This window comes from Thermobifida halotolerans, from assembly GCF_003574835.2.
Classification (GTDB): Bacteria; Actinomycetota; Actinomycetes; order Streptosporangiales; family Streptosporangiaceae; genus Thermobifida; species Thermobifida halotolerans.
On the sequence record NZ_CP063196.1, the window covers coordinates 989,509 to 1,009,317 of the forward strand.

Here is a 19,809-nt window from a genome sequence, read left to right on the forward strand (position 1 = left end):
CGACCACCGACCCCGTCACGAGGACACCGATGACCACCACATACGCCCCCGGCACCCTGGTCGCCGCCCGCGGCCGGGAATGGGTGGTGCTCCCCGAGAGCGACCCCGACATGCTGGTGCTGCGCCCCCTCGGCGGCGGTGACGACGACGTCGCCGCGCTGTTTCCCGCCTTCGAGAAGGTGGAGCCCGCCAGCTTCGCCCCGCCCACCCCCGCCGACCTGGGCGACGCCCGCGCCGCCGGACTGCTGCGTTCGGCGCTGCGCATCGGCTTCCGCTCCGGCGCAGGCCCGTTCCGCTCCCTGGCCGGGATCGCCGTGCAGCCCCGCGCCTACCAGCTCGTCCCGCTGCTCATGGCGTTGCGCCAACCGACCGTGCGCCTGCTCATCAGCGACGACGTCGGCATCGGCAAGACCGTCGAGGCCGCCCTGATCGTCGCCGAACTCCTGGAGCAGGGCGACGCGAGCGGCCTGGCCGTCCTGTGCTCCCCGGCGCTGGCCGAGCAGTGGCAGGACGAGCTGCGCACCAAGTTCGGCATCGACGCCGAACTGGTGCTCGCCTCCACCGTCTCCCGCCTGGAACGCGACCTCGACCTCGGCCAGTCCCTGTTCGACAAGCACCGGCACGTCATCGTCTCCACCGACTTCATCAAGTCCACCCGGCACCGCGACGACTTCGTCCGCCACTGCCCCGACCTGGTCATCGTGGACGAGGCGCACACCTGCGTGGCCGCCGACGACACCGGTTCCCGGCAGAACCAGTTGCGCTACGAACTCCTCCAACGCGTCGCCGCCGACGCCGAGCGCCACCTGATCCTGGTGACCGCCACCCCGCACAGCGGCAAGGAGTCGGCGTTCCGCAACCTGCTCGGCCTGCTCAACCCCGCACTCGCCAAGGCCGACCTGGACACCGACGCGGGCCGCAAGCTGCTGGCCCGCCACTTCGTGCAGCGCAAACGCGCCGACGTGCGCACCTACCTGGGCACGGAGGACGGCCTGGCCGACGACGCCCTCGCCGAACGCACCGCCTTCCCCGCCGACCGCCTGTTCAAGGACGAGACCTACAAACTGTCCCCGCAGTACCGGGCACTGTTGGAGGATGCCATCGCCTACGCCAGTGAGCGCGTGGAGCGGGCGGGCGAGCAGGGCCGCCGCGAGGCCCGTATCGCCTGGTGGTCGGCGATCGCGCTGCTGCGCTCCCTGGTGTCCTCGCCGCGCGCCGCCGCCAAGACACTCACCACCCGCTCGGCCGCCGCGGCCGCCAAGACGGACCGGGAGGCCGACGAACTGGGCGCCCCCGTCATCCGGGACTCCGCCGACGCCGACGCCCTGGAGGGCCTGGACGCCGCGCCCGGCGCCGACACCGAAGGCGACGCCGAGCAGACCGCCGCCAAGGGCGACCCGCGCCTGCTCGAACTCGCCGAACGCGCCGCCGCCCTGGAGGGACCGGAGCGGGACACCAAGCTCAAGGCCCTCGTCAAACAGCTCAAGGACCTGCTCGCCGAGGGCTACAACCCCATCGTCTTCTGCCGCTACATCGACACCGCCGAGTACGTCGCCGAACACCTCGACGGCAAGCTCAACGGCCGCGCCAAGGGCGACCGCCCCGGCTGGAAGACCGTGGTCCGCTCCGTCACCGGCACCCTGTCCCCGCAGCAGCGCGTGCAGCGCATCGAGGAACTCGCCGAGGAGGCCGCCAGGGAAGCCGAGACCGGCACGGGTGCGCGCCGCGTCCTCGTGGCCACCGACTGCCTGTCGGAGGGCGTCAACCTCCAGCACTACTTCGACGCCGTCGTCCACTACGACCTGGCGTGGAACCCCACCCGCCACGACCAGCGCGAGGGCCGCGTGGACCGCTACGGCCAGAAACGCGACCAGGTGAAGGTCGTCACCCTGTACGGCAGCGACAACGGCATCGACGGCAAGGTGCTGGACGTCCTCATCACCAAGCACCGCCAGATCCGCAAGGACCTCGGCATCAGCGTGTCCGTGCCCGACGAGACCTCTGCCGGGGTCACCGACGCCATCGTGGAGTGGCTGCTGCTGCGGTCCCGCCGCGGCGAACAGGACGCCCTGTTCGGCGCCGAGGAGCTGGACGCGAAGGCCGCCGAGGTGGAGGCCGAGTGGCAGTCCGCGGCCGAACGCGAGAAGACCTCCCGCTCCCGGTTCGCGCAGCGCGCCATCCACCCCGAGGAGGTGGCCCGCGAGGTCGCCGCGGTCCGCGACGCCCTCGGCGGCGCGGGCGAGGTCCGCGCCTTCGTGGAGGAGTCGCTGCGCGCCCTCGGCGGACTGCTGCGCTCCGCCGACGACGGGTTCACCGCCGACGTGTCGGCCACCCCGGCGGGGCTGCGCGATGCCCTCGCCCAGCCGATCGGCGCCGAAGCGGTCGAGTCGGGCCGCCCGGTGCCGTTCCGCGACACCGCCGCCGTGGCCCGGGGCGAGGCCGCCCTGGTGCGCACCGACCCGGCGGTGAGCGCGCTCGCCTCCTACGTCCTCGACACCGCCCTGGACGCCGCCGCCACCGGCCCCCGCCCGGCCCGCCGCTGCGGGGTGGTGCGCACCGACGCGGTCACCCGCGTCACCACGCTGCTGCTGGTCCGCTACCGCTTCCACCTGACCCTGCCCTCGCGCGGCGGCACCCGGCAGCTCGTCGCCGAGGACGCCCGCCTGCTCGCGTTCACCGGAACCCCCGCCGACCCCGAGTGGCTCGGCCACGAGGAGGCCACGGCCCTGCTGGACGCCCAGGCCACCGAGAACACCGACCCGCTCTTCGCCGAACGCACCATGACCCGCACCCTGACCGGACTGGCCGCCACCACCGGCCACCTCGACGCCCACGGCGAGCGGCTGGCCGCCGAACTCGCCGAGTCGCACCGCCGCGTGCGCAGCGCCGCCGGTGAGATCATCCGCGGCCTCAAGGTCACCGTGCAGCAGCCCGCCGACGTGCTCGGCGTCTACGTCTACCTCCCCGCCGTCTCCGCCGGAGTCGCCTGATGTCCGCGATCGCCCGAAACCAGGTCTTTTCCGCCGTGCACACCGTCGGCGGCCTGCTGCCCGCCGACATGCTGGTCCGCATCAGCGAAGGCAGGGACGTGCCCGGGTGTGCGCCCGCCGACTACGGCGTGGTCGGCTCCCGCTCGGTGCGCGACGAGGCCGAACGCCACTGGGACTACCTCAAGAGCCTCTGGAAGGACCTGCGCGCCCACCTGCCGGTCGCCCCGCCCACCGATCCGCCGTCCGACCCCACGGGGCGGGCGGTGAAGGAGTGGGTGGAACCGCTGTTCGCCGAACTCGGCTTCGGCCGTCTCGCCGCGGTCGCCGCGCCCGGCATCACCGCCGACGACGGCACGAAGACCTTCCCGGTCAGCCACCACTGGCGGCACGTGCCCGTCCACGTCACCGCGTGGAACGCCGACCTCGACCGGCGTCCCGCCGGTGCGGGCACCGTGCCCCCGCAGTCGCTGGTGCAGGAATGCCTCAACCGCACCTCCGCGCACCTGTGGGCGGTGGTCACCAACGGACGGCAGTTGCGGCTGCTGCGCGACTCCAGCGCCCTGGCCACCGCCGCCTACGTCGAGTTCGACCTGGAAGCGATCTTCGACGGCGAACTGTTCAGCGAGTTCGTGCTGCTGTACCGGCTGCTGCACGCCACCCGCTTCGAGACCGCCGACGGCGAGGCCCCGTCTGCGTGCTGGCTGGAGAAGTGGCGCACCCACGCCATCGACTCCGGCACCCGCGCCCTGGAGCAGTTGCGCAGGGGCGTGCAGGAGGCCATCACCGTGCTCGGCACCGGTTTCCTGCGCCACCCCGCCAACACGGCCCTGCGCGAGAACCTGGACTCCCGCGAGTTCCACACCGCGCTGCTGCGCCTGGTGTACCGGATGCTGTTCCTGTTCGTCGCCGAGGACCGCGACGCCCTGCACCCGCCGGTACCCGACGACGCCCCCGACGAGGTGAAGCAGGCGCACGAGAAGGCCCGGAAGCGGTACGAGAAGTACTTCTCCTCCGCCCGGCTGCGCAGGCACGCCCGCAGGCGCAGGGGCACTGCCCACGGCGACCAGTACCGGGCGCTGCGCCTCGTCCTGGACGCCCTCGGCGACGAGAACGGCCGCCCCGAACTGGCGCTGCCCGCCCTCGGCGGCCTGTTCGACCACACCGACGCCGACACGGTGCTCGACGGCCTGGAACTGGCCAACGAGTCCCTGCTCGGCGCGGTCCGCCACCTCGCCCAGGTCCGCGACCCCAAGTCGCGCCGCTGGCGCGCGGTGGACTACCGCAACCTCGACGCCGAAGAACTGGGGTCGGTCTACGAGTCCTTGCTGGAACTGGTGCCCAAGTACAGCGCCTCGGAGCGCGTGTTCGAACTGGTGGAACTGGCGGGCAACACCCGCAAGACCACCGGGTCGTACTACACGCCGTCCTCGCTGATCGAATGCCTGCTCGACTCCGCCCTTGACCCGGTCATCGACGACGCGGTCAAACGCGGCGAGGTCAAGGCCACGGCCGCGGGAGAACCCGACCCGGCCGAGCACATCGTCGCCGAACTGCTGGAGTTGAAGGTCTGCGACCCGGCCTGCGGCTCCGGGCACTTCCTCGTCGCGGCGGCCCGGCGCATCGCCAAACGGGTCGCGGCCGTCCGGGAACGCAACCCGGAGCCGACCCTCCCGGCGGTCCGCCACGCCCTGCATGAAGTGGTGGCCCGGTGCGTCTACGGGGTGGACCTCAACCCGATGGCGGTGGAACTGGCGAAGGTGTCGCTGTGGCTGGAGGCGCTGAAGCCGGGCAGGCCGCTGGGGTTCCTGGACGCGCACGTCAAGCACGGCAACGCGCTGATCGGGGCGACACCGGCGCTGCTGCGCAAGGGGATTCCGGACAAGGCGTTCAAGCCGATCGAGGGGGACGACCCGAAACACGCGAACGCGTTGGAGAAGGTCAACGCCAACGAGCGGGGCGACCAGTTGAGCTTCTTCGACATCGACGAGGACGCGGTCAAGGTCGCCAACACGGTTTTCGCGAGCCGTCTGCGCCGGATCACGGCCGCTCCGGCCGACTCCCTGGCTGACGTCCGCCGCCAGGAGGAGGAGTACCGCGACTGGCAGAAGGACGCCGAGTACGTCCAGGCCAAGCACATCGCGGACGCCTGGTGCGCGGCGTTCATGTGGAAGAAGACACCGGACGCGCCGCGTCCGGTCACCTACAGCGTCTTCCAGGCCCTTCAGGACCCGGGGGGCGCCGGGGCGTCGGAGGCCACCAACGCCGAGATCGTCCGCCTGCGCGAGCAGTACCGGTTCTTCCACTGGCACCTGGAGTTCCCGGACGTGTTTCCGGTCCCCGACGACCGTCGGGGAGTGGACGAGAGAACCGGATGGTCCGGCGGCTTCGACTGCGTGATGGGCAACCCCCCGTGGGACAAGGTCGACTTCGAGGACAAGAAGTACTTCGCGACCGTCGAACCGTCCATCGCGGCGATCGCCGGAACAGCACGCCGCACCCGCATCGCCGAGTGGATCGAGGAGAACCCGGAAGCGGGGGAGCGGTACCGGGAGGCGAGACGGACGCAGAAGGCCACCTTCCACTTCGCGGCACAGTCGGGGAGTTTCGAGCGCTGCGCGGACGGGCTGAAGGTCAAGGGGGTCAACTCCCTACAGACGGACCACCTGTTCACCGAGCGGTTCGCGGCCATCGCCGCTCCGGAAGGGCGGTATGCCGCCATCATCCCCACGACGATCGCCACGGGGGCGGGTGCACAGCATCTCTTCAAGGAGTTCACTGGGCGCGGTGCGATTCGGGTGCTGTACGGGTTCGAGAACGCTAAACCACTGTTCCCGAGCGTTCACTCCAGCTACCCGTTCTGCATGATTTCCCTGGTCGGGCCGGGACTGCGCGAACCGGTGACCAAGCTCGCGTTCTTCCTGCACGACGTCGATGACCTGAGTAAAGCTGACCGGGTGTTCGAGTTGAGCCCCGAAGAGATCAAGCTCATCAACCCCAACACGGGGACGCTTCCCATCTTCCGCAAGCGCCGCGACGCGGAGCTCACGGCGTCTGTCTACAAGCGGATTCCCGTGCTGTGGAACGAGAAGAAGCGGGACGGGAACCACTGGGGGGTCAAGTTCAAGAACCTGTTCAACATGACCGATGACTGGGCGCTCTTCCGGTCCCGCGAGTCCTTGGAGAACGAAGGGTGGACCCTGGAGGGGAACGTCTTCGTGCGTGACGGAAGCCGGATGCTTCCGCTGTACGAAGGCAAGATGGTCCACCACTTCGACCACCGGTGGAACCACTTCACCGGCATGGAGACGGACGATGTTCGAGGGCTTGAACTCTCAGAGAAGCAGTCACCGGATACGGCGGCCATGCCCCGCTACTGGGTCCCTGAAGCGGATACACCGACGGGGAAGACAGACCGGAAAGGCCTGCCGGTCATGGCGGCGGGAGTCTCAACGGCCCTGGACTCATTGGGGTGGCACAGGGGGTGGCTCTACGGGTGGCGCGATGTGTCCCGGGCAACGGACGAGCGGACGGCCATTCCCGCCTTCATTCCTCGTGTTGGGGTCGGCCACACGTACCCACTCATGCTCCCGATGCAGCAACCGACTCTTGTCGCGGTTCTGGGGGCCGTGCAGAGTTCCTTCGTGTACGACTACATCAGTCGCCAGAAGATCAGCGGGGCGCACATGGCGCTCATGACGTGGAAGCAGCTTCCGGTCCCGCCTCCAGAGGACTTGAAGCCTCACACCACCTTCGTCGTCCCGCGTGTCCTGGAGTTGGTCTACACCGCCTATGACATGGCTCCGCTCGCCCGCGACCTAGAAGACGAGGGAGAACCATTCCGCTGGGATGAGGAACGCCGCGCGATCATCCGCGCCGAGTTGGACGCCTACTTCTTCTACCTCTACGGAATCGACCGTGGGGACGTTGACTACATCATGGAGACCTTTCAGACCGAGAACGGCGGCCTCAGGAACAACGAGATCAGGAAGTACGGCACCTACCGCACCAAGGACCTGATCCTGGAGGTCTACGACCGGATGGCCAACGCCGGGGTCTCCCTCGACACTCCGCTGATCGATGGCGAGAACTTCACGTCCACCCTCACCCCGCAGCCCGGTCACGGCCCGCGCCACGACCCAGCCTGAAAACCACGGTGATCTTGCCCCTGGGGTCGTCCTCGGCGCACGAGCCTGACCCCAGGGACACGACCGCTCCCCATAGCGGTGGGGAGGACGAGGTATTCCACCCGGACGTCCGGGGCGGGCCACCCCGGGTTGGCAGCGGGTGGTCGAGGCGCCTTGGCGCCGAGCCCACCCGCGCCTCCACAGGCGGATGAGTTGAAAGGACACCGGTCATCCCGGGGCGGTCTCCTGTGGTGGGGGAGTGCCTTTCGGGTGCCGGAAGGTGGGGCCGCGGCCGGACTCGGCACCAGGGCGCCTCGACCGGCCACTGGCAACCGGTGGCGGGCCGCTGCGGGGGCTGGTCTGGAATGCCTCGCGCCAGCTCATTCGGTACTTCGCGAGAAACCCGACGACAGAGCCCGATCAGAGACCACGTCTCTTCACCGCACCGAGGAACGCCTGCCACTCGTCAGCGGGAAACACCAGCGCGCCGAGGTCCCGATGCTTGGTGTCGCGGATCGCCGCACCAGCGGCCCAGTCGGCGACCTCGACACAGTCCCCATGAGCCGCGCTGTGTGAGGACTTACGGAACGGGGCAGGGAGGTGGGCAACCTCAACGCAGTGACTCTCTGTCGCACTGTAGGAAGATTTACGGAACTCCACGTCAGACCTCTCTCAGTAGCTTCTTGAGCGCCTTGAGTGTCTCAGTCTCACTAAGGGCTGAACGCATGAGGGAGGCGAAGACCCTTCGGTAGTCATCAAGCTCCTCCGGTTTCTCCAGGAAGGTTCCTCCGGTGCGTCCTTCCAGGTAGACAAGCGAAGGGTCGAGTTCATCCGCGTAGTCCAGGATGACAAACCCTGATCCCATAGAGGCGTGGAGACCGGCACTGAACGGGAGTAATTGGATGTTGACTCGGTTGAGTCCTTCTCCTAGCTCGATAAGCCGGGTGAACTGGGGTTTTGCTATCTCAGGGGTGTGTGCTAAGCGGATTAGCGCGCTTTCGTCCACAACTGCCAGAACTTCAAGATCGCTCTGGAGAAGTTTCTGCCGCTCCATGCGTGCTGTGACGACACGTTCGATAGCGGCTTCGGTGACGGCTCCGCTGGCTCGCGCTGATGCGGCAGCGTAGTCGGCGGTCTGGAGCAGACCGGGGATGACTGCGGGTTGATAGACGCTGACGGTCGAGGCCTCAGCTTCGAAACCGAGGTAGTCGCCATCAAGAACGTCGTTGTAGCTGTGCCACCATCCCCGCTGGCGAGCCTGCCGTCCGAGGGCAAGGATGGCTTCAACGCGCTCTGGATCTTCAACGTTGTAGAGGCGCATGAGGTCTCGGAGCGCACTGGGGTCTGTTCCGTGCCTTCCACTTTCGAGATGGTTGATCCTCCCCGCAGCCCACCCGAGTTCCTTCGTGACCTGCCCGGTCGACTTACCGGCTGCTTCTCGTAGGCGGCGCAGTTCCCGCGCCAGTCGCCGTCGTCGCACGGTAGGTGACTGCCTCTTGCTCATGGGCGAGATGCTATCGGTCGCCAAACCAGACATAGCTATCAATTTAGGATTCCCTCTTGATGTCATCAATTGATGGATGCAGTATGAGGGCTACACGACTTTGATCTGTGGGAAGGACCTCATGGCTGGACAACGGCAACCACACCCGGGGGAAGAGGACACCTGGCCTCGGTTCGGCTCCCGCCTCCACGCCGCCCGGGAGAGGACCGGACGGCTGTTGGACGACCTCGCCGAAACAACCGTCAGCAGTGTCTACGTGCTCGACGAGGTCGAGGCCGGGCGCATGGACCCCGGGCGGCGGATCGCGGCGATCCTGGACCGGGAGTTCGACGCCGAGGGGGTGCTGCTGGACGCCTGGGCGCACGCGCACATCAGTGACCGGCTGCGCGTCGGGTCGGACATCGACGGGCTGTGGTCTGAGGCGTTCCAGATCCGCGCCTACGCACCCCTCGTCGTTCCCGAGCACTTCCAGACCGCCGACTACACCCGTGCGCTGGACGCCGCCGAACGGCCGCTGGAACCGCACTACGTGGTCACCGACCGGCCGCACTCGCGGCGGTTGATGGCGACCTCGTCGGGGCCGCCGTATCACTGCCTGGTGGTGGACGAGACCGCACTGCACCGCGTGGTCGGCACCCCGGAAGTGCTGCGCGCGCAACTGGCCCACCTGCACGACCTGGCCCAGGCCCGCTACGTCACCGTGCACGTCATCCCCACCGGCACCCGCCAGCATCCGGGGCTGCGCGGCGCGTTCTGGACGCTGTCGTACTCGCCCCGCCACAGCCTGGCCTACCTGCCGCATCCGCGCGGCCGTGGGCATCTGGTCACCGACGCCACCCACGTCAAGGGCTACGCCGACCTGTTCGCCACCCTGCAAGGCGCGGCCCTGTCCGCCGACGCCTCCCTCGCGCTGCTCGCCGACGCCGCCGCCAGCGTGGGGGAGGACCGGCCGCGTCGCGCCCTCACCGCCGGGACCGCCCCCGCACCGGCACCCGTCCCGGCCGCCGACCGCGACCGCGAACCCGCACGCTGAGTCCCGCACCCGAACACGTCAAAGCTCCGGCGGGTGGGCCAACACCCCCGGAGCACGGCCAGCAACCAACCACTCTCAAGCAAGGAGCCGCTGACATGTCCATCATGCCGCACACCCCGCTCCCCGCAACCCGCACGGCGGGCGCGTGGCCGTGCCGGATCTATCCCGGCGACCTCGCCCACGCTTCCCGCGTGCGCGCCGAGGTTCACGCCGACCTCGCGTGCCTGCCGCACCTGTCCGCCGACCTGGTCGACGCCGTGGAGCTGTGCGCCAGTGAGGCGTTCGCCAACGCCGTGGCCCACACCCGCTCCGGGCAGGCAGGCGGTCGGGTGGTGCGCGCCCTCACCCGGCCCACGCCCGACCGGCTGCGCCTGGCCGTCGTCGACGACGGCACCCCCGACACCGCGCCCCGCATTCCCCGCGACCGCACCGCCGCCGAGTGGGCCGAGGCCGAGACCGGGCGCGGCCTGCTGCTCATCGCCGCCCTGGCCGCCGCGTGGGGCACCCGGCCCGTGGTGGCCTTCCCGGGCTGCGCCCACCTCGGCACCGTCGTGTGGGCCGAGTTCGCCCTCACCCCCGAGGAGACGGCCCGATGACCCCCGCGATCGCGCCCCGGGTGCGCACCGTCCTGGACGCCCCGCACGGCCGCCGCTTCTCCAGCCCCCCGGCCCCGCCGTCCGCACGGCGGCCCACCCGGGACGTCCGCGCCGCCCGCGAACAGGCCCTGCTGGACCAGATGCGCGACAACCCGTGGGTGGCCCACCGCCTCGAACACGGCGAACTGCCTGCCTGGATGCGCGCCACCCCCGTCCGCCCGGAGTCCCCCAAGCCGGTCCCCGAACCTCGGCAACGACGGAAACACCCCGCCCACCGCCGACACCGCCGCCGCGTCCCCGCCCTCGTCCTGGACGCGATCGGCTACCCCCTGGCCGTCACCGCCGGAGCCCTCGCCCACCACCTCGGCACCCTCCTCGGCCAACTCACCTGACCCGCACCGACAACCGTGTCCCCAGCGCCACGAGAAGCACCGAAAACGGCACTGGGGACACGGTCACGCGGTGGGAGAAGGGGGTCCGGACTTCCGTCGCGACTTGCTCCTGCGGTCACCCAACTGGGGGAGCCAGCGGGCCGGTGGCTGCGGTTGAGTGCCGAACCGCTGCGACAGGGAGCTGTCAAAAGGCTCCACGGACCAGCTCCGGGGCGGTCCGGAGTCCAGGATTTCCTGAAGACGTTCCTGAGCCGGGGGAGAGGGAAGTGAGACCGTGAAGCCGGGGAAGAGCGGAAAACCTTCCGGCAGGAACCGGGGGTTCCACGTCCGGTAGACGGTCTGGCAGTAGTCGGCCACTTCGAACACGACGGACGTGCACTCCTCCGTCTGCTCGTCGACGGAGAGCCAAACCAGTCGGTCTCCGGCGAGCAGACGCTCCCGGCTCATGAGGTGACCGTTGGGGGCGGTGCTCGCACGGTTGAGATAGGGCACCGGGTCCTCGTAGGAATCCGGATCGCCGTCGCTGAACCCTGCCACGTGCTCCGCTGAGGCGGAGCCGTGGAGTTCGAGGACGTCACCCTCGGAATGGACCTCCCAGATGTCGACGATGGACGGCTTGCCGGACGCGAGCAGGGTGAGCTGATCGGTGTAGCGTAACCACACGAAGTGCTAACCCGCTCGGAGCGGCAGGAAAACCCGGTGCTCGGCCCGCAGCCGATACGGTCCACCCGGCGTCCAGGCACGAATTCCGTTGACGGCCTCGGCCGCCGCTTGCACCGCGGCACATGCCTGTTCCTCGGTGACTTCGAAGAACTCCTTGTCCTTCCGCAACCGGTGCTCGCCGAGCAGTTCATGTGTGTGCCGCTCCACCGCGCGCGCGTTGAGGGTTGTGAGACGAAAAGCGATGGTGAAGTCCTCGGGAACGGCTGTGCTCAGATCAGCGACCCGTTCCTCGACAAGACGCGAGGTGAAGCCGACCTTGACCAGTTCGGGAAAACGGGGATGGGTCAGGACGTAGACGAAGCCAGATTCTGAATCGAGCATGGAAAAACCCTATTGGCGGCAGGTGACATCCGCAGACACACAAAGCCGCCCCGCGCCGTACCGGAGAGGCGTTCCACCCCATTTCCATCGACCAGTGCGCCGCTACCGTCCTTCTCTCGGGACGTCAGTTCCTCAAAAGGTGAGATTTTTGAGAGCGGATTCGCGTCCCGGTGATGTCAGACTGGTTGCCGTACCAGACGCATTTCCCTCAGTCCGTTCTTTGGTTCGCAGTGCCACAGGAACAAGGGAAGAGCACAGGTGAGAAGAACATGACGGGTACCTTCCAGTACAGGGACCACATCGACTTTCGCGACGCCACGATCCACGGTGACGCGATCGGGGTCAAGAACGAGTACCTGCCCCGACCCGCCACTACCGTCTGGAACGCGCTGCCCGCACCTCCACCGGTCTTCACCGGCCGAGAGGACGAACTGGCCGCGTTGCTCCAGGCACTGGAGTCCTCGGCCGAGGAGAGCGGCGGCGTGGTGGTCTCCTCCGCCGCGGCGTCGGTCGCGGGGATGGGCGGGGTGGGCAAAAGCGCGCTCACCGCGATGGCCGCCCACCGGGCCTGTCAGGAAGGCTGGTTCACCAGAGTGCTGTGGGTGGACCTGTATGGTTACAGCCCTGGTATCCAGGCTCTCACCGCTGACCGGGCATTGGACGTGCTGCTGCGTGCACTGGGCGTGGACCACAAGGAGTTGCCCGCCACCGTGCAGGAGAAATCGGCCCTGTACCGCTCCCAACTCGCCCAGGTCGCGGCCGCGCAAGGCGGCCCGGTGCTGGTCGTGGCTGACAACGCTGCCGGGGCCGCCCAGGTGCGCCCCCTGCTTCCGGGACCGGGCGGCAACCGGTTGATCGTCACATCACGTCGCCTGCTGTCCACCCTGACCGGGGTCCGCCACCTGCGCCTGGACGCCCTCACCCCCGAAGCGTCACTGGACCTGCTCACGTCTCTGCTGGCCGCCGCCGACCCCGACCACCCGCATCTCAGCGACCCGCAAGGGTTGAAGCGTGTCGCCCGACTGTGCGCCGGCCTACCTCTGGCCTTGCAGATCGCGGCGGGACTGATGGTGCGTTCAACGCGCGGCACACCCACACGTCTGGCCGACCAACTCCGGGGGACTTCACCGGTCGAGCGTCTCAAGGACGAGGAGAACACGCTGCACACCGTGTTCGACCTGTCCTACGAGGAACTCACCCCCGACCATGCGCGGGTGTTCGTCCTGCTGGGCCGGGCTCCTGGCGCCACCATCTCCACCGCCGCCGCCACTGTCCTGACCGGCCTAGACGAGGACACCCTGATCGAGATGCTCGACGACCTGGCCGCCGCCCACCTGATCACCGACCATCCCGCCACCGACCGGTGGGGTATGCACGACCTTCTCGCCGACTACACGCGCACTCGGGAAGTCTCCGGAGAGCGTGACGCCTTGGTGCGACTGCTGGACCACTACACCGCCATGACCGAGGCGGCCAACGCTCACCTGCGTGCCCTGCCCGGTGAGGAGACGCCCGGAACATTCGCCGATCGGAGTGGGGCGACGGCGTGGCTGGACGCCGAACACACCACCCTCATCGACGCCGTGCGCGTCGCCGACCGGATCGGCCACACCTCGGCAGCCGTCAACCTGCCCCTGAACCTGGCCGAGTACCTGAAACAACGGCGTTTCTTCGCAGACAAGGTCACCGTCAACACCGTCGCCCGCGACACCGCCCGCCGTATGGGCGACCGACACAACGAGGCGAAGGCATGGAACAACCTGGGGATAGCCCTGCAGGAGATGGGCGAAACCGACGAAGCCATCGATGCTCTCGACCGCGCTCTGGCCTGCTGCGAGGAAACCGGTGACCGCCACCGCGAAGCCTCAACACTGAACAGTCTCGGTCTCGCCTTGCACCGAGTACCTCGGTTCGAGGAGGCTATCACCGCTCTGGAACGTGCTCGCGCTCTGCACATCGAGAACGGAAACCGTCGTGGCGAAGCCATAGCGAGACACAGCCTCGGCGAGGTTCTGCGGAAGATGGGCAGATTCGAGGACGCGCTCGACTCCTTCAGATGTGCCCTGGCCCTGCATCAGGAGTTGGGTAACCGTCCCAGCGAAGCCAGAGCGGTGCACGGCATCGGCAACGTGCTACGCGATACGCACCGGTTCGAGGAGGCCATCACCGCTCTCAGGCACGCGTTGGCGCTGCATCGGGATGCGGGGGAGCATCACAGTGAAGCGACGGCATGGCACAACCTCAGCTACGCGCTGCGTGAGAATGGACAGTTCGGCGAATCGGTGTCCGCCCTGGAACGAGCAGTGGAACTGTACGCCGGAACCGGCGACGACTACTGGCGCGCCACCGCTCAAGACCAGTTGGACGAGTTACGACGTGAAGGAATGTCGGGTTGAGTACGGGATCGGCCTCAGGTCGTGACCATGCCTTCAGCGTCATGAGGAGCACCGAGAATGGCTCTGGAGGCACGATAGCGTGAGCCGCCGGTCGGATTCACACGTGGATGTGCCGGTATTCAGAAGAGTGACTCGTGTTTCCTCTGAGGTCCGCAACGGACTTCACAGGCATGTCCCGCTCTGGGAGACTGTCAATCGTTGCCCGTCCGCGAGCCCGCCGGGAGAAGCGATGTTCAAACGCCGTATCGGTCCTCCCCCTCACGAAGGTGGCGAGAGTGCCGCGGTGAACAGTTGTCCTGACATATGGGAACTCGACTCCGGCGACTTCGCGGTGATCGGCTTCGAACGCACCGCACAACTCCTGCCCCACCTTCCCGCCGACGCTTTCGTCGACCCGGGAGAGGCGATTGTTGTCCTGCCTCGCAGTGTCCTCGTGAAAGCGCGTGAGAACATTCCCCCCGAATAAACCCGGTGCCCCGCCCCCGCGCGGTTCCCCGAAGAGACGACTCCACCGGACCGTGACCGAACGGGCCACCGGAGAAACCAGCGGAAGGCAGGACATGAGCATCTACCCGCCCGCCGAGTACTCCCGCCTGACCGTCACCGACGGCCGCGTCGAGGAGTTCGGCGCGCTCTTCAACGAACTGCGCACCCGGTGGGTGAAGGTGGAACGCCTCCAGGAGTACGACGAGTCGCCCTTCGAGGGCTACCTGGCCTTCCGGCGCGGCGACTACGCCGAAGCCCAGCGGCTCGTCCGGGAGATGGTCAAAAGCCAGACCGAGTTCTACTCGCTGGTGCGGGAACGGGGCGTCTCGATGGTCCGGGTCCGGATCTGCGACCTTCCGCTCAGCCCCTACCTGGTCCACTACGAGATGGCCGCCTACCTGGCCGACGTGGAGTGCGGCGAGGACATCCGCCTGGTCGACTCCGCCGACGTCGCCGACCTGCTCGCGCGGACGGGAGTCTCCGACTACGTCCTGTTCGACGACCGGCGGGTCGTCGCGCTCCTCTACGACGAGGACACGGCGAGGCTGCGCGAGGCGCGCCTGGTGGACAAACCCGAACTCGTCGCCCGGTACGTCGCGCTCTCCGACGCACTGATCAACCGGTCGACCCCGCTGCTGGACAGCCCGATCCACGCCTCCTGGCGGAAGCGGTGAAACCCACCCCGCCCCGAACCAACAGGCCCCCGTCATCCCTGGAAGAGTGCATGTCCGTCGAACTCGTGGAAGTGATCGGTTCAGTATCCACAGCCGGAGCCACCACCCTGGTCACGGCGATGGTCGGTGACACCTGGAGCGCCGTGCGGGACAGGGTGTCGCGCATCCTCAGCCGCAGCACCCCGGAGAAGGAGACAGAACGCACCACCGTGATCGACGAGGTACACGAAGAGGTCGTCCGCAACCCGGAAGGGGACCTCTCGGCGCAGCGGGAACGTCTCCGGGAACTGCTCAAGGAGGCGATGGTCGAGGACTTCCGGGTCGCCGAGGAACTCCTGGGACTGATCAGGGAACTCACCCCGAACATCGGAACGCAGTTCGCCACTGGAAACCAGCACGCCCAAGCTGAGGGCCAGGCCCAGCAGGCCGTGCAGTACAGCGGCACCCAGACCAACACCTTCAACCGCGACCCGCGACGGTGACCCACCGCTGGGCGCAACCATGGACGGACAGCAGTTCGCGCAGGCGCTGAACTCCGCCCAACAGGCGGCCCAGCACTCAGGGGTGCAGGTCAACACGTTCATCGGCGCGCTTCAGGCCAAATCCGTGGCATCGGCGGCTCCACCGATCGCACTGCCGCAGCGCCGCATACCGCCAGCCCTCCTCCGAGGCCGCACCGAAACACTCCGCCTGGCGGAGAAACAGCTCGTCCGCACCCGCGAGGCGGAGGCACAGGCAGCGTCCACCGTGGTGCTGCACGGAATCGGCGGCGTCGGCAAGACCACCCTCGCTCTGGAACTCGCCCACCGGGCAGCGGCGCGGGGAACGCGGGTCTGGTGGCTCAACGGAAGCAGCACAACGCTCCTGACCGCCGCACTGCACGCCTTGGCCTTTGCCGCCGGAGCGGCCGACACCGAGTTCGACCACGCCCATCCCGCCGACGTCCTCTGGAACAATCTGAACTCGTACGGCGGTCCCTGGCTGGTGGTGCTCGACAACGTCGACGACCCGGACGTCCTGTCCGTGGACGGTGGAACCCTCACAGAAGGAACGGGATGGCTGCGCCCCACCGGGCAGCAGCAGGGCTCAGTCCTGGTCACCAGCCGCGACGGCCGAAGAAACCGATGGCCTTCCTGGACGACGATGCTGCCCGTGGAATCACTCACCCCCGACGACGGGGCGCAGGTGCTTCTCGACCTGGCGCCCGAAGGCGGGACACACGGGGACGCGCGGGCACTGGCCGCCGCCCTGGGAGGAGTCCCGCTCGCTCTGGAACTGGCGGGAAGATACCTGGCCTCGGCCGCCACCGACCCGTTCCCGCCACCGGACGCGATCACCTCCTTCCCGGACTACCAGGCGTTCTTCGAACAGAGAGTGACCGCGCTGCCCCTGGACGAAGCCCCGCCCCCCGGTGACCGTGACCGGCGCGTGCTGTCGACAACCTGGGAGATCTCCCTCGACCTCCTCACCGACCAGGGGCATGAGTTCGCGCGTCCGCTGCTTCGACTGCTGGCGTGCTCGGCCGCGACTCCCCTTCCGTACCGACCGTTCCTCGACCTCAGGATTCTCGGACGGCACGAACTCTTCGCGGGCGTCTCCCACGGTCGGCTCGGCGGTTCACTGCGGGCGCTGGCGGGACTCGGTCTGATCTCCTTCGAGGCCGTTGACGGTGTCGAAGGCGAATGGGGCCGCGCAATCACCCTGCATCCCCTGGTCCGCGCCGTGACCCGAGGAAACCTGAAGCGTTCGGGAATGTTCGAGAACTGCCGGGATCTGTTCCTCGACCTCCTCGAAGCCGTGAGTACCGACCTCGACCCGGAGGACACACGCGACTGGCCCCGGTGGGAACTTCTCGCCGAACACGCGCTGGCAGCGCTGTCCTCGGCGGCTGAGGCGCCGACGCCGGACCGCGGCCGAGTGGCCCGGGCGCTGCGTCCAGCGCTGGGAGCCGCCTGGTATCAGTACATGGCCGGACGCTACGAGCGCTCCACCGGCGACCTGTCGACCATCTACGCCGCGGTCAGCTCCGTCTTCGGACCCGAAGACCTCGCGACACTCCGGGTACGCAACAGGCTGGCCCGCTCCATGCGGGAGAGAGGGCACAGCGCGGCGGCCGAGAAGGAGCTCCGGGCAGCACTGGAGACCGCACGACGGGTACTCGGCGACGAGCACCCGGAAACCCTGAACATCCGCGTCAACCTGGCCCGCACGATCCGTGAACGGGGTGACTCCGCGACCGCCCAAACCGAGTTCGCGGACATCAGCCGAGTGGCGCGCAGAGTCCTGGGCGACAACCACCCCGACACCCTGGCAGCCACGTACAACCTGGCCCGCACCCTGCGAGACCAGCAAAGGTACGCCGAGGCAGAGCCCCTCTACCGGGAAGCCCTCACCGCACGACTCCCCGCCTTTCCGGCAACCGACCTCACCACCTTGGACCTTCGCTACGAACTCGCGGAGACCCTACGGGAACGGGGCGCCTTCCAGGTCGCACTGAAGGAATATCGAGAAGTGTTGGCCGTCGCGAACCAGGTTTACAGCGCACACCATCCGAACACGCTGATTATTCGACACGGACTGGCGCTAGCGCTGCTTGGCGCGGGACAGGTCGCAGAAGCGGAAAACGAACTGGCCGCGATCCTCGACATCCGGCGGTCGGTCCTCGGAGAGGACCATCCGGCAACCAGACAGACAGAAAGAGAACTCCGGAAGACGACGCGGCCGGACACCCAGCGGTGACACTCACCGGGTCAAGGCACCGGCCGAGGACCGCCGCGGAGGAACCGGTCAGGGGCGACGTGTCCGCTGAACCCACTTTCGCTGTTTCACCGGCCCGAGCCGTCGCCTTCCGGATACGGTGACGGGCCGGAGCACTCGCCCGAAGGCTTCCGAAAGCCGAGAACTGAGTGACTGAGAACCACCGCGACCTGCTGGAACGAGGAAAAGCATGGACCTGTCTTCCCTGCTCGCCGACCTCACCACCGAGGCCGAGTGGGACGGCGTGCAGCAGTTCGTCATCGGCGCTGTGGTGCAGCGCGACGGGAGGGTGCTGCTGCTCCGGCGTCGCGAGGACGACTTCATGGGCGGGATCTTCGAGTTGCCGAGCGGCAAGGCCGAAGCGGGGGAGACGTTGGACGCCGCACTGGTTCGGGAGGTCGCCGAGGAGACCGGCCTGGAGGTGACCGCTATCGGCGACTACCTCGGCAGCTTCGACTACGTCTCCGGCAGCGGGAAGAGGAGCCGCCAGTTCACCTTCGCGGTGGACGTGGCCGCGGCCGAACCCGTGAGGCTCCAGGAGCACGACGCCCACACCTGGACGCCCCTCACCGACGACCCGCCCGTGACCGACGCGGTGAAAGCCGTGCTGAGCACCTACCGACAGACACAGAACGGGTGAGCCCGTACCGACACGCCCCCGTCCGAACCGGCCACTTCCCGAGGACACCGATGCGCTGCGTCGTCTCCGCCACCACCGACCCGACCGACATCCACCCCGGGATGGCCGCGCACCAGCAGGACATGATCGCCAGATGCCCGTATCTGGGACCGTCGGTGCGGCGCGGGCTGACCCTGTGGTCCGCCTACCAGGCCGCACCCGGGAAGCAGGCCGACCTGTTCGCCGCGCTGCTCGGACACGCCGAGGAACTGCGGGCCGCCCGCCGCTCCACCGGGATGCTGGCCTGCCGCAACATCGCCGTACTGGGCCCGAAGGACCAGGAGGAGGCACGGCGGCTGCTGCAGTGGCCCGCCTGGCTGGCCCGCAACCTCTACGCCCCGGTCCGGTTGATGATGGGCCGGTTCTGGACCGGTGTGGAACGCACCGACAGCCGAGGCGAAGCCATGCTGCCCCCACCGGTGGCGTTCTTCTCCCTGCGCATGGCTGTACCCGGCCGGGACGGGCTGTTCCTCGCCGAGAAGGCTCCCCACCTCATGGAGGTGCTGGCCTAGGCCCCACCCGATGACGGCCGCGACGTCCTCCACGCCGCCCTCGGACACGAGGTCGCCGATCCGGCGGCGGTCTACCGCCGCCTCAAGGCGCGCTTCCCCGTTCCTGAGGCACCCGGCGCGCGGTGAGACGCGGTGAAGACCGTCCTGGACACCTGCCCGAGCCGTGAGGCGGGTGGTCCTCCCCTCCCGGGGACGCTCCACGGGACCGCCCTGCCGTGCGGCGTTCCCCTGCTTCAGGGGGCAGCGTCCATACCGGAACCGGCCGCGCCGGAGCATCGCCGTCCCAGTCGACCGGGAACCACCGAGCCTCCTGGGTCAGGGGCCCGCACGGGGTTGTTGCTGCGGTTAATCAGGGAGTTTCACACGGGGTTTCCCAAGAGGCTTCACCTCGGATTTCAGACGGACACGGAGAAATACCTCCGTCTGTGCACGTCATAACGGTAGGCGACCTTGTGCCGGAACAGCGACACCTTACCCGCCGCGTATACCTGGCTGAGGTTCTCTCGGCGGAGCGAGCCTCGCGGAGCAGGGAGACCGGTGCGGAAAGCGGTGGCACCGATGGCGGGGCCCATGCGCGATGCTGCTGCTTGGACGCCCCGAATCATGGGCGGAGCCCTCGAAG

At 68.4% G+C, this 19,809-nt stretch carries 16 protein-coding genes; 12 read left to right on the top strand and 4 right to left on the bottom strand.

Features of this window, described 5'->3' with window-relative positions:
* The first annotated feature begins 29 nt into the window (after positions 1-29).
* The gene (locus NI17_RS04380) at positions 30-2,990 is read left to right on the top strand and encodes a DEAD/DEAH box helicase (RefSeq protein ID WP_119267898.1); all 2,961 of its coding nucleotides are present in this window, start codon (positions 30-32) and stop codon (positions 2,988-2,990) included.
* Positions 2,990-7,135 (top strand): Eco57I restriction-modification methylase domain-containing protein, encoded by a 4,146-nt coding sequence (locus tag NI17_RS04385; RefSeq protein WP_068689202.1) that lies wholly within the window; start codon positions 2,990-2,992, stop codon positions 7,133-7,135. Before NI17_RS04380 ends, NI17_RS04385 begins: the two co-directional genes overlap by 1 nt.
* A gap of 399 nt (positions 7,136-7,534) precedes the next feature.
* On the opposite strand, the gene NI17_RS04390 is transcribed toward NI17_RS04385, so the two are convergent.
* Positions 7,535-7,774 carry a DUF397 domain-containing protein gene (locus NI17_RS04390; RefSeq protein ID WP_084012471.1) on the bottom strand — a complete coding sequence of 80 codons (240 nt, stop codon included), beginning with the start codon at positions 7,772-7,774 and terminating at the stop codon, positions 7,535-7,537.
* Between the two features lies 1 nt (position 7,775).
* Positions 7,776-8,618, bottom strand: coding sequence for a DUF5753 domain-containing protein (locus tag NI17_RS04395; protein WP_068689776.1), 843 nt, complete (start codon positions 8,616-8,618; stop codon positions 7,776-7,778).
* A gap of 121 nt (positions 8,619-8,739) precedes the next feature.
* Here NI17_RS04395 and NI17_RS04400 point away from each other — a divergent pair, with 121 nt between their 5' ends.
* The 3 genes from NI17_RS04400 (at position 8,740) to NI17_RS04410 (ending at position 10,639) form a co-directional block, all read left to right on the top strand.
* Positions 8,740-9,651 (top strand): DUF5753 domain-containing protein, encoded by a 912-nt coding sequence (locus NI17_RS04400; RefSeq protein ID WP_147416925.1) that lies wholly within the window; start codon positions 8,740-8,742, stop codon positions 9,649-9,651.
* Positions 9,652-9,746: 95 nt separating this feature from the next.
* Positions 9,747-10,247 (top strand): ATP-binding protein, encoded by a 501-nt coding sequence (locus NI17_RS04405; RefSeq protein WP_068689199.1) that lies wholly within the window; start codon positions 9,747-9,749, stop codon positions 10,245-10,247.
* Complete coding sequence (locus NI17_RS04410) at positions 10,244-10,639, top strand: hypothetical protein (protein WP_068689198.1); 396 nt, start codon at positions 10,244-10,246, stop codon at positions 10,637-10,639. The genes NI17_RS04405 and NI17_RS04410 overlap by 4 nt, the downstream gene beginning before the upstream one ends.
* Before the next feature lie 63 nt (positions 10,640-10,702).
* Here NI17_RS04410 and NI17_RS04415 read toward each other — a convergent pair whose 3' ends face one another.
* Positions 10,703-11,302: a hypothetical protein gene (locus NI17_RS04415; protein WP_068689197.1), complete on the bottom strand. Its 600-nt coding sequence runs from the start codon at positions 11,300-11,302 to the stop codon at positions 10,703-10,705.
* A gap of 6 nt (positions 11,303-11,308) precedes the next feature.
* Positions 11,309-11,683: a GIY-YIG nuclease family protein gene (locus NI17_RS04420; RefSeq protein WP_068689196.1), complete on the bottom strand. Its 375-nt coding sequence runs from the start codon at positions 11,681-11,683 to the stop codon at positions 11,309-11,311.
* Positions 11,684-11,952: 269 nt separating this feature from the next.
* Between NI17_RS04420 and NI17_RS04425 the strand changes: the two genes are divergently transcribed.
* From NI17_RS04425 to NI17_RS04455, 7 genes are all read left to right on the top strand, one after another.
* Positions 11,953-14,079 carry a tetratricopeptide repeat protein gene (locus tag NI17_RS04425; RefSeq protein WP_068689195.1) on the top strand — a complete coding sequence of 709 codons (2,127 nt, stop codon included), beginning with the start codon at positions 11,953-11,955 and terminating at the stop codon, positions 14,077-14,079.
* A 283-nt stretch (positions 14,080-14,362) separates the two neighbouring features.
* A complete protein-coding gene (locus tag NI17_RS04430) occupies positions 14,363-14,545 on the top strand; it encodes a hypothetical protein (protein ID WP_199859962.1) in 183 nt (60 codons plus the stop codon).
* Positions 14,546-14,639: 94 nt separating this feature from the next.
* Entirely contained in the window at positions 14,640-15,239 is a 600-nt protein-coding gene (locus tag NI17_RS04435; RefSeq protein WP_068689193.1) for a DUF6879 family protein, read from the top strand.
* A 50-nt stretch (positions 15,240-15,289) separates the two neighbouring features.
* A complete protein-coding gene (locus tag NI17_RS04440) occupies positions 15,290-15,721 on the top strand; it encodes a hypothetical protein (protein ID WP_068689191.1) in 432 nt (143 codons plus the stop codon).
* Positions 15,722-15,740: 19 nt separating this feature from the next.
* On the top strand, positions 15,741-17,978 hold the full coding sequence (locus NI17_RS04445; RefSeq protein ID WP_068689189.1) for a tetratricopeptide repeat protein: 2,238 nt from the start codon (positions 15,741-15,743) through the stop codon (positions 17,976-17,978).
* Between the two features lie 208 nt (positions 17,979-18,186).
* Positions 18,187-18,636, top strand: coding sequence for an NUDIX hydrolase (locus NI17_RS04450; RefSeq protein WP_068689187.1), 450 nt, complete (start codon positions 18,187-18,189; stop codon positions 18,634-18,636).
* Positions 18,637-18,686: 50 nt separating this feature from the next.
* Complete coding sequence (locus NI17_RS04455; protein ID WP_119267899.1) at positions 18,687-19,187, top strand: DUF6875 domain-containing protein; 501 nt, start codon at positions 18,687-18,689, stop codon at positions 19,185-19,187.
* The last annotated feature ends 622 nt before the right edge of the window (positions 19,188-19,809 follow it).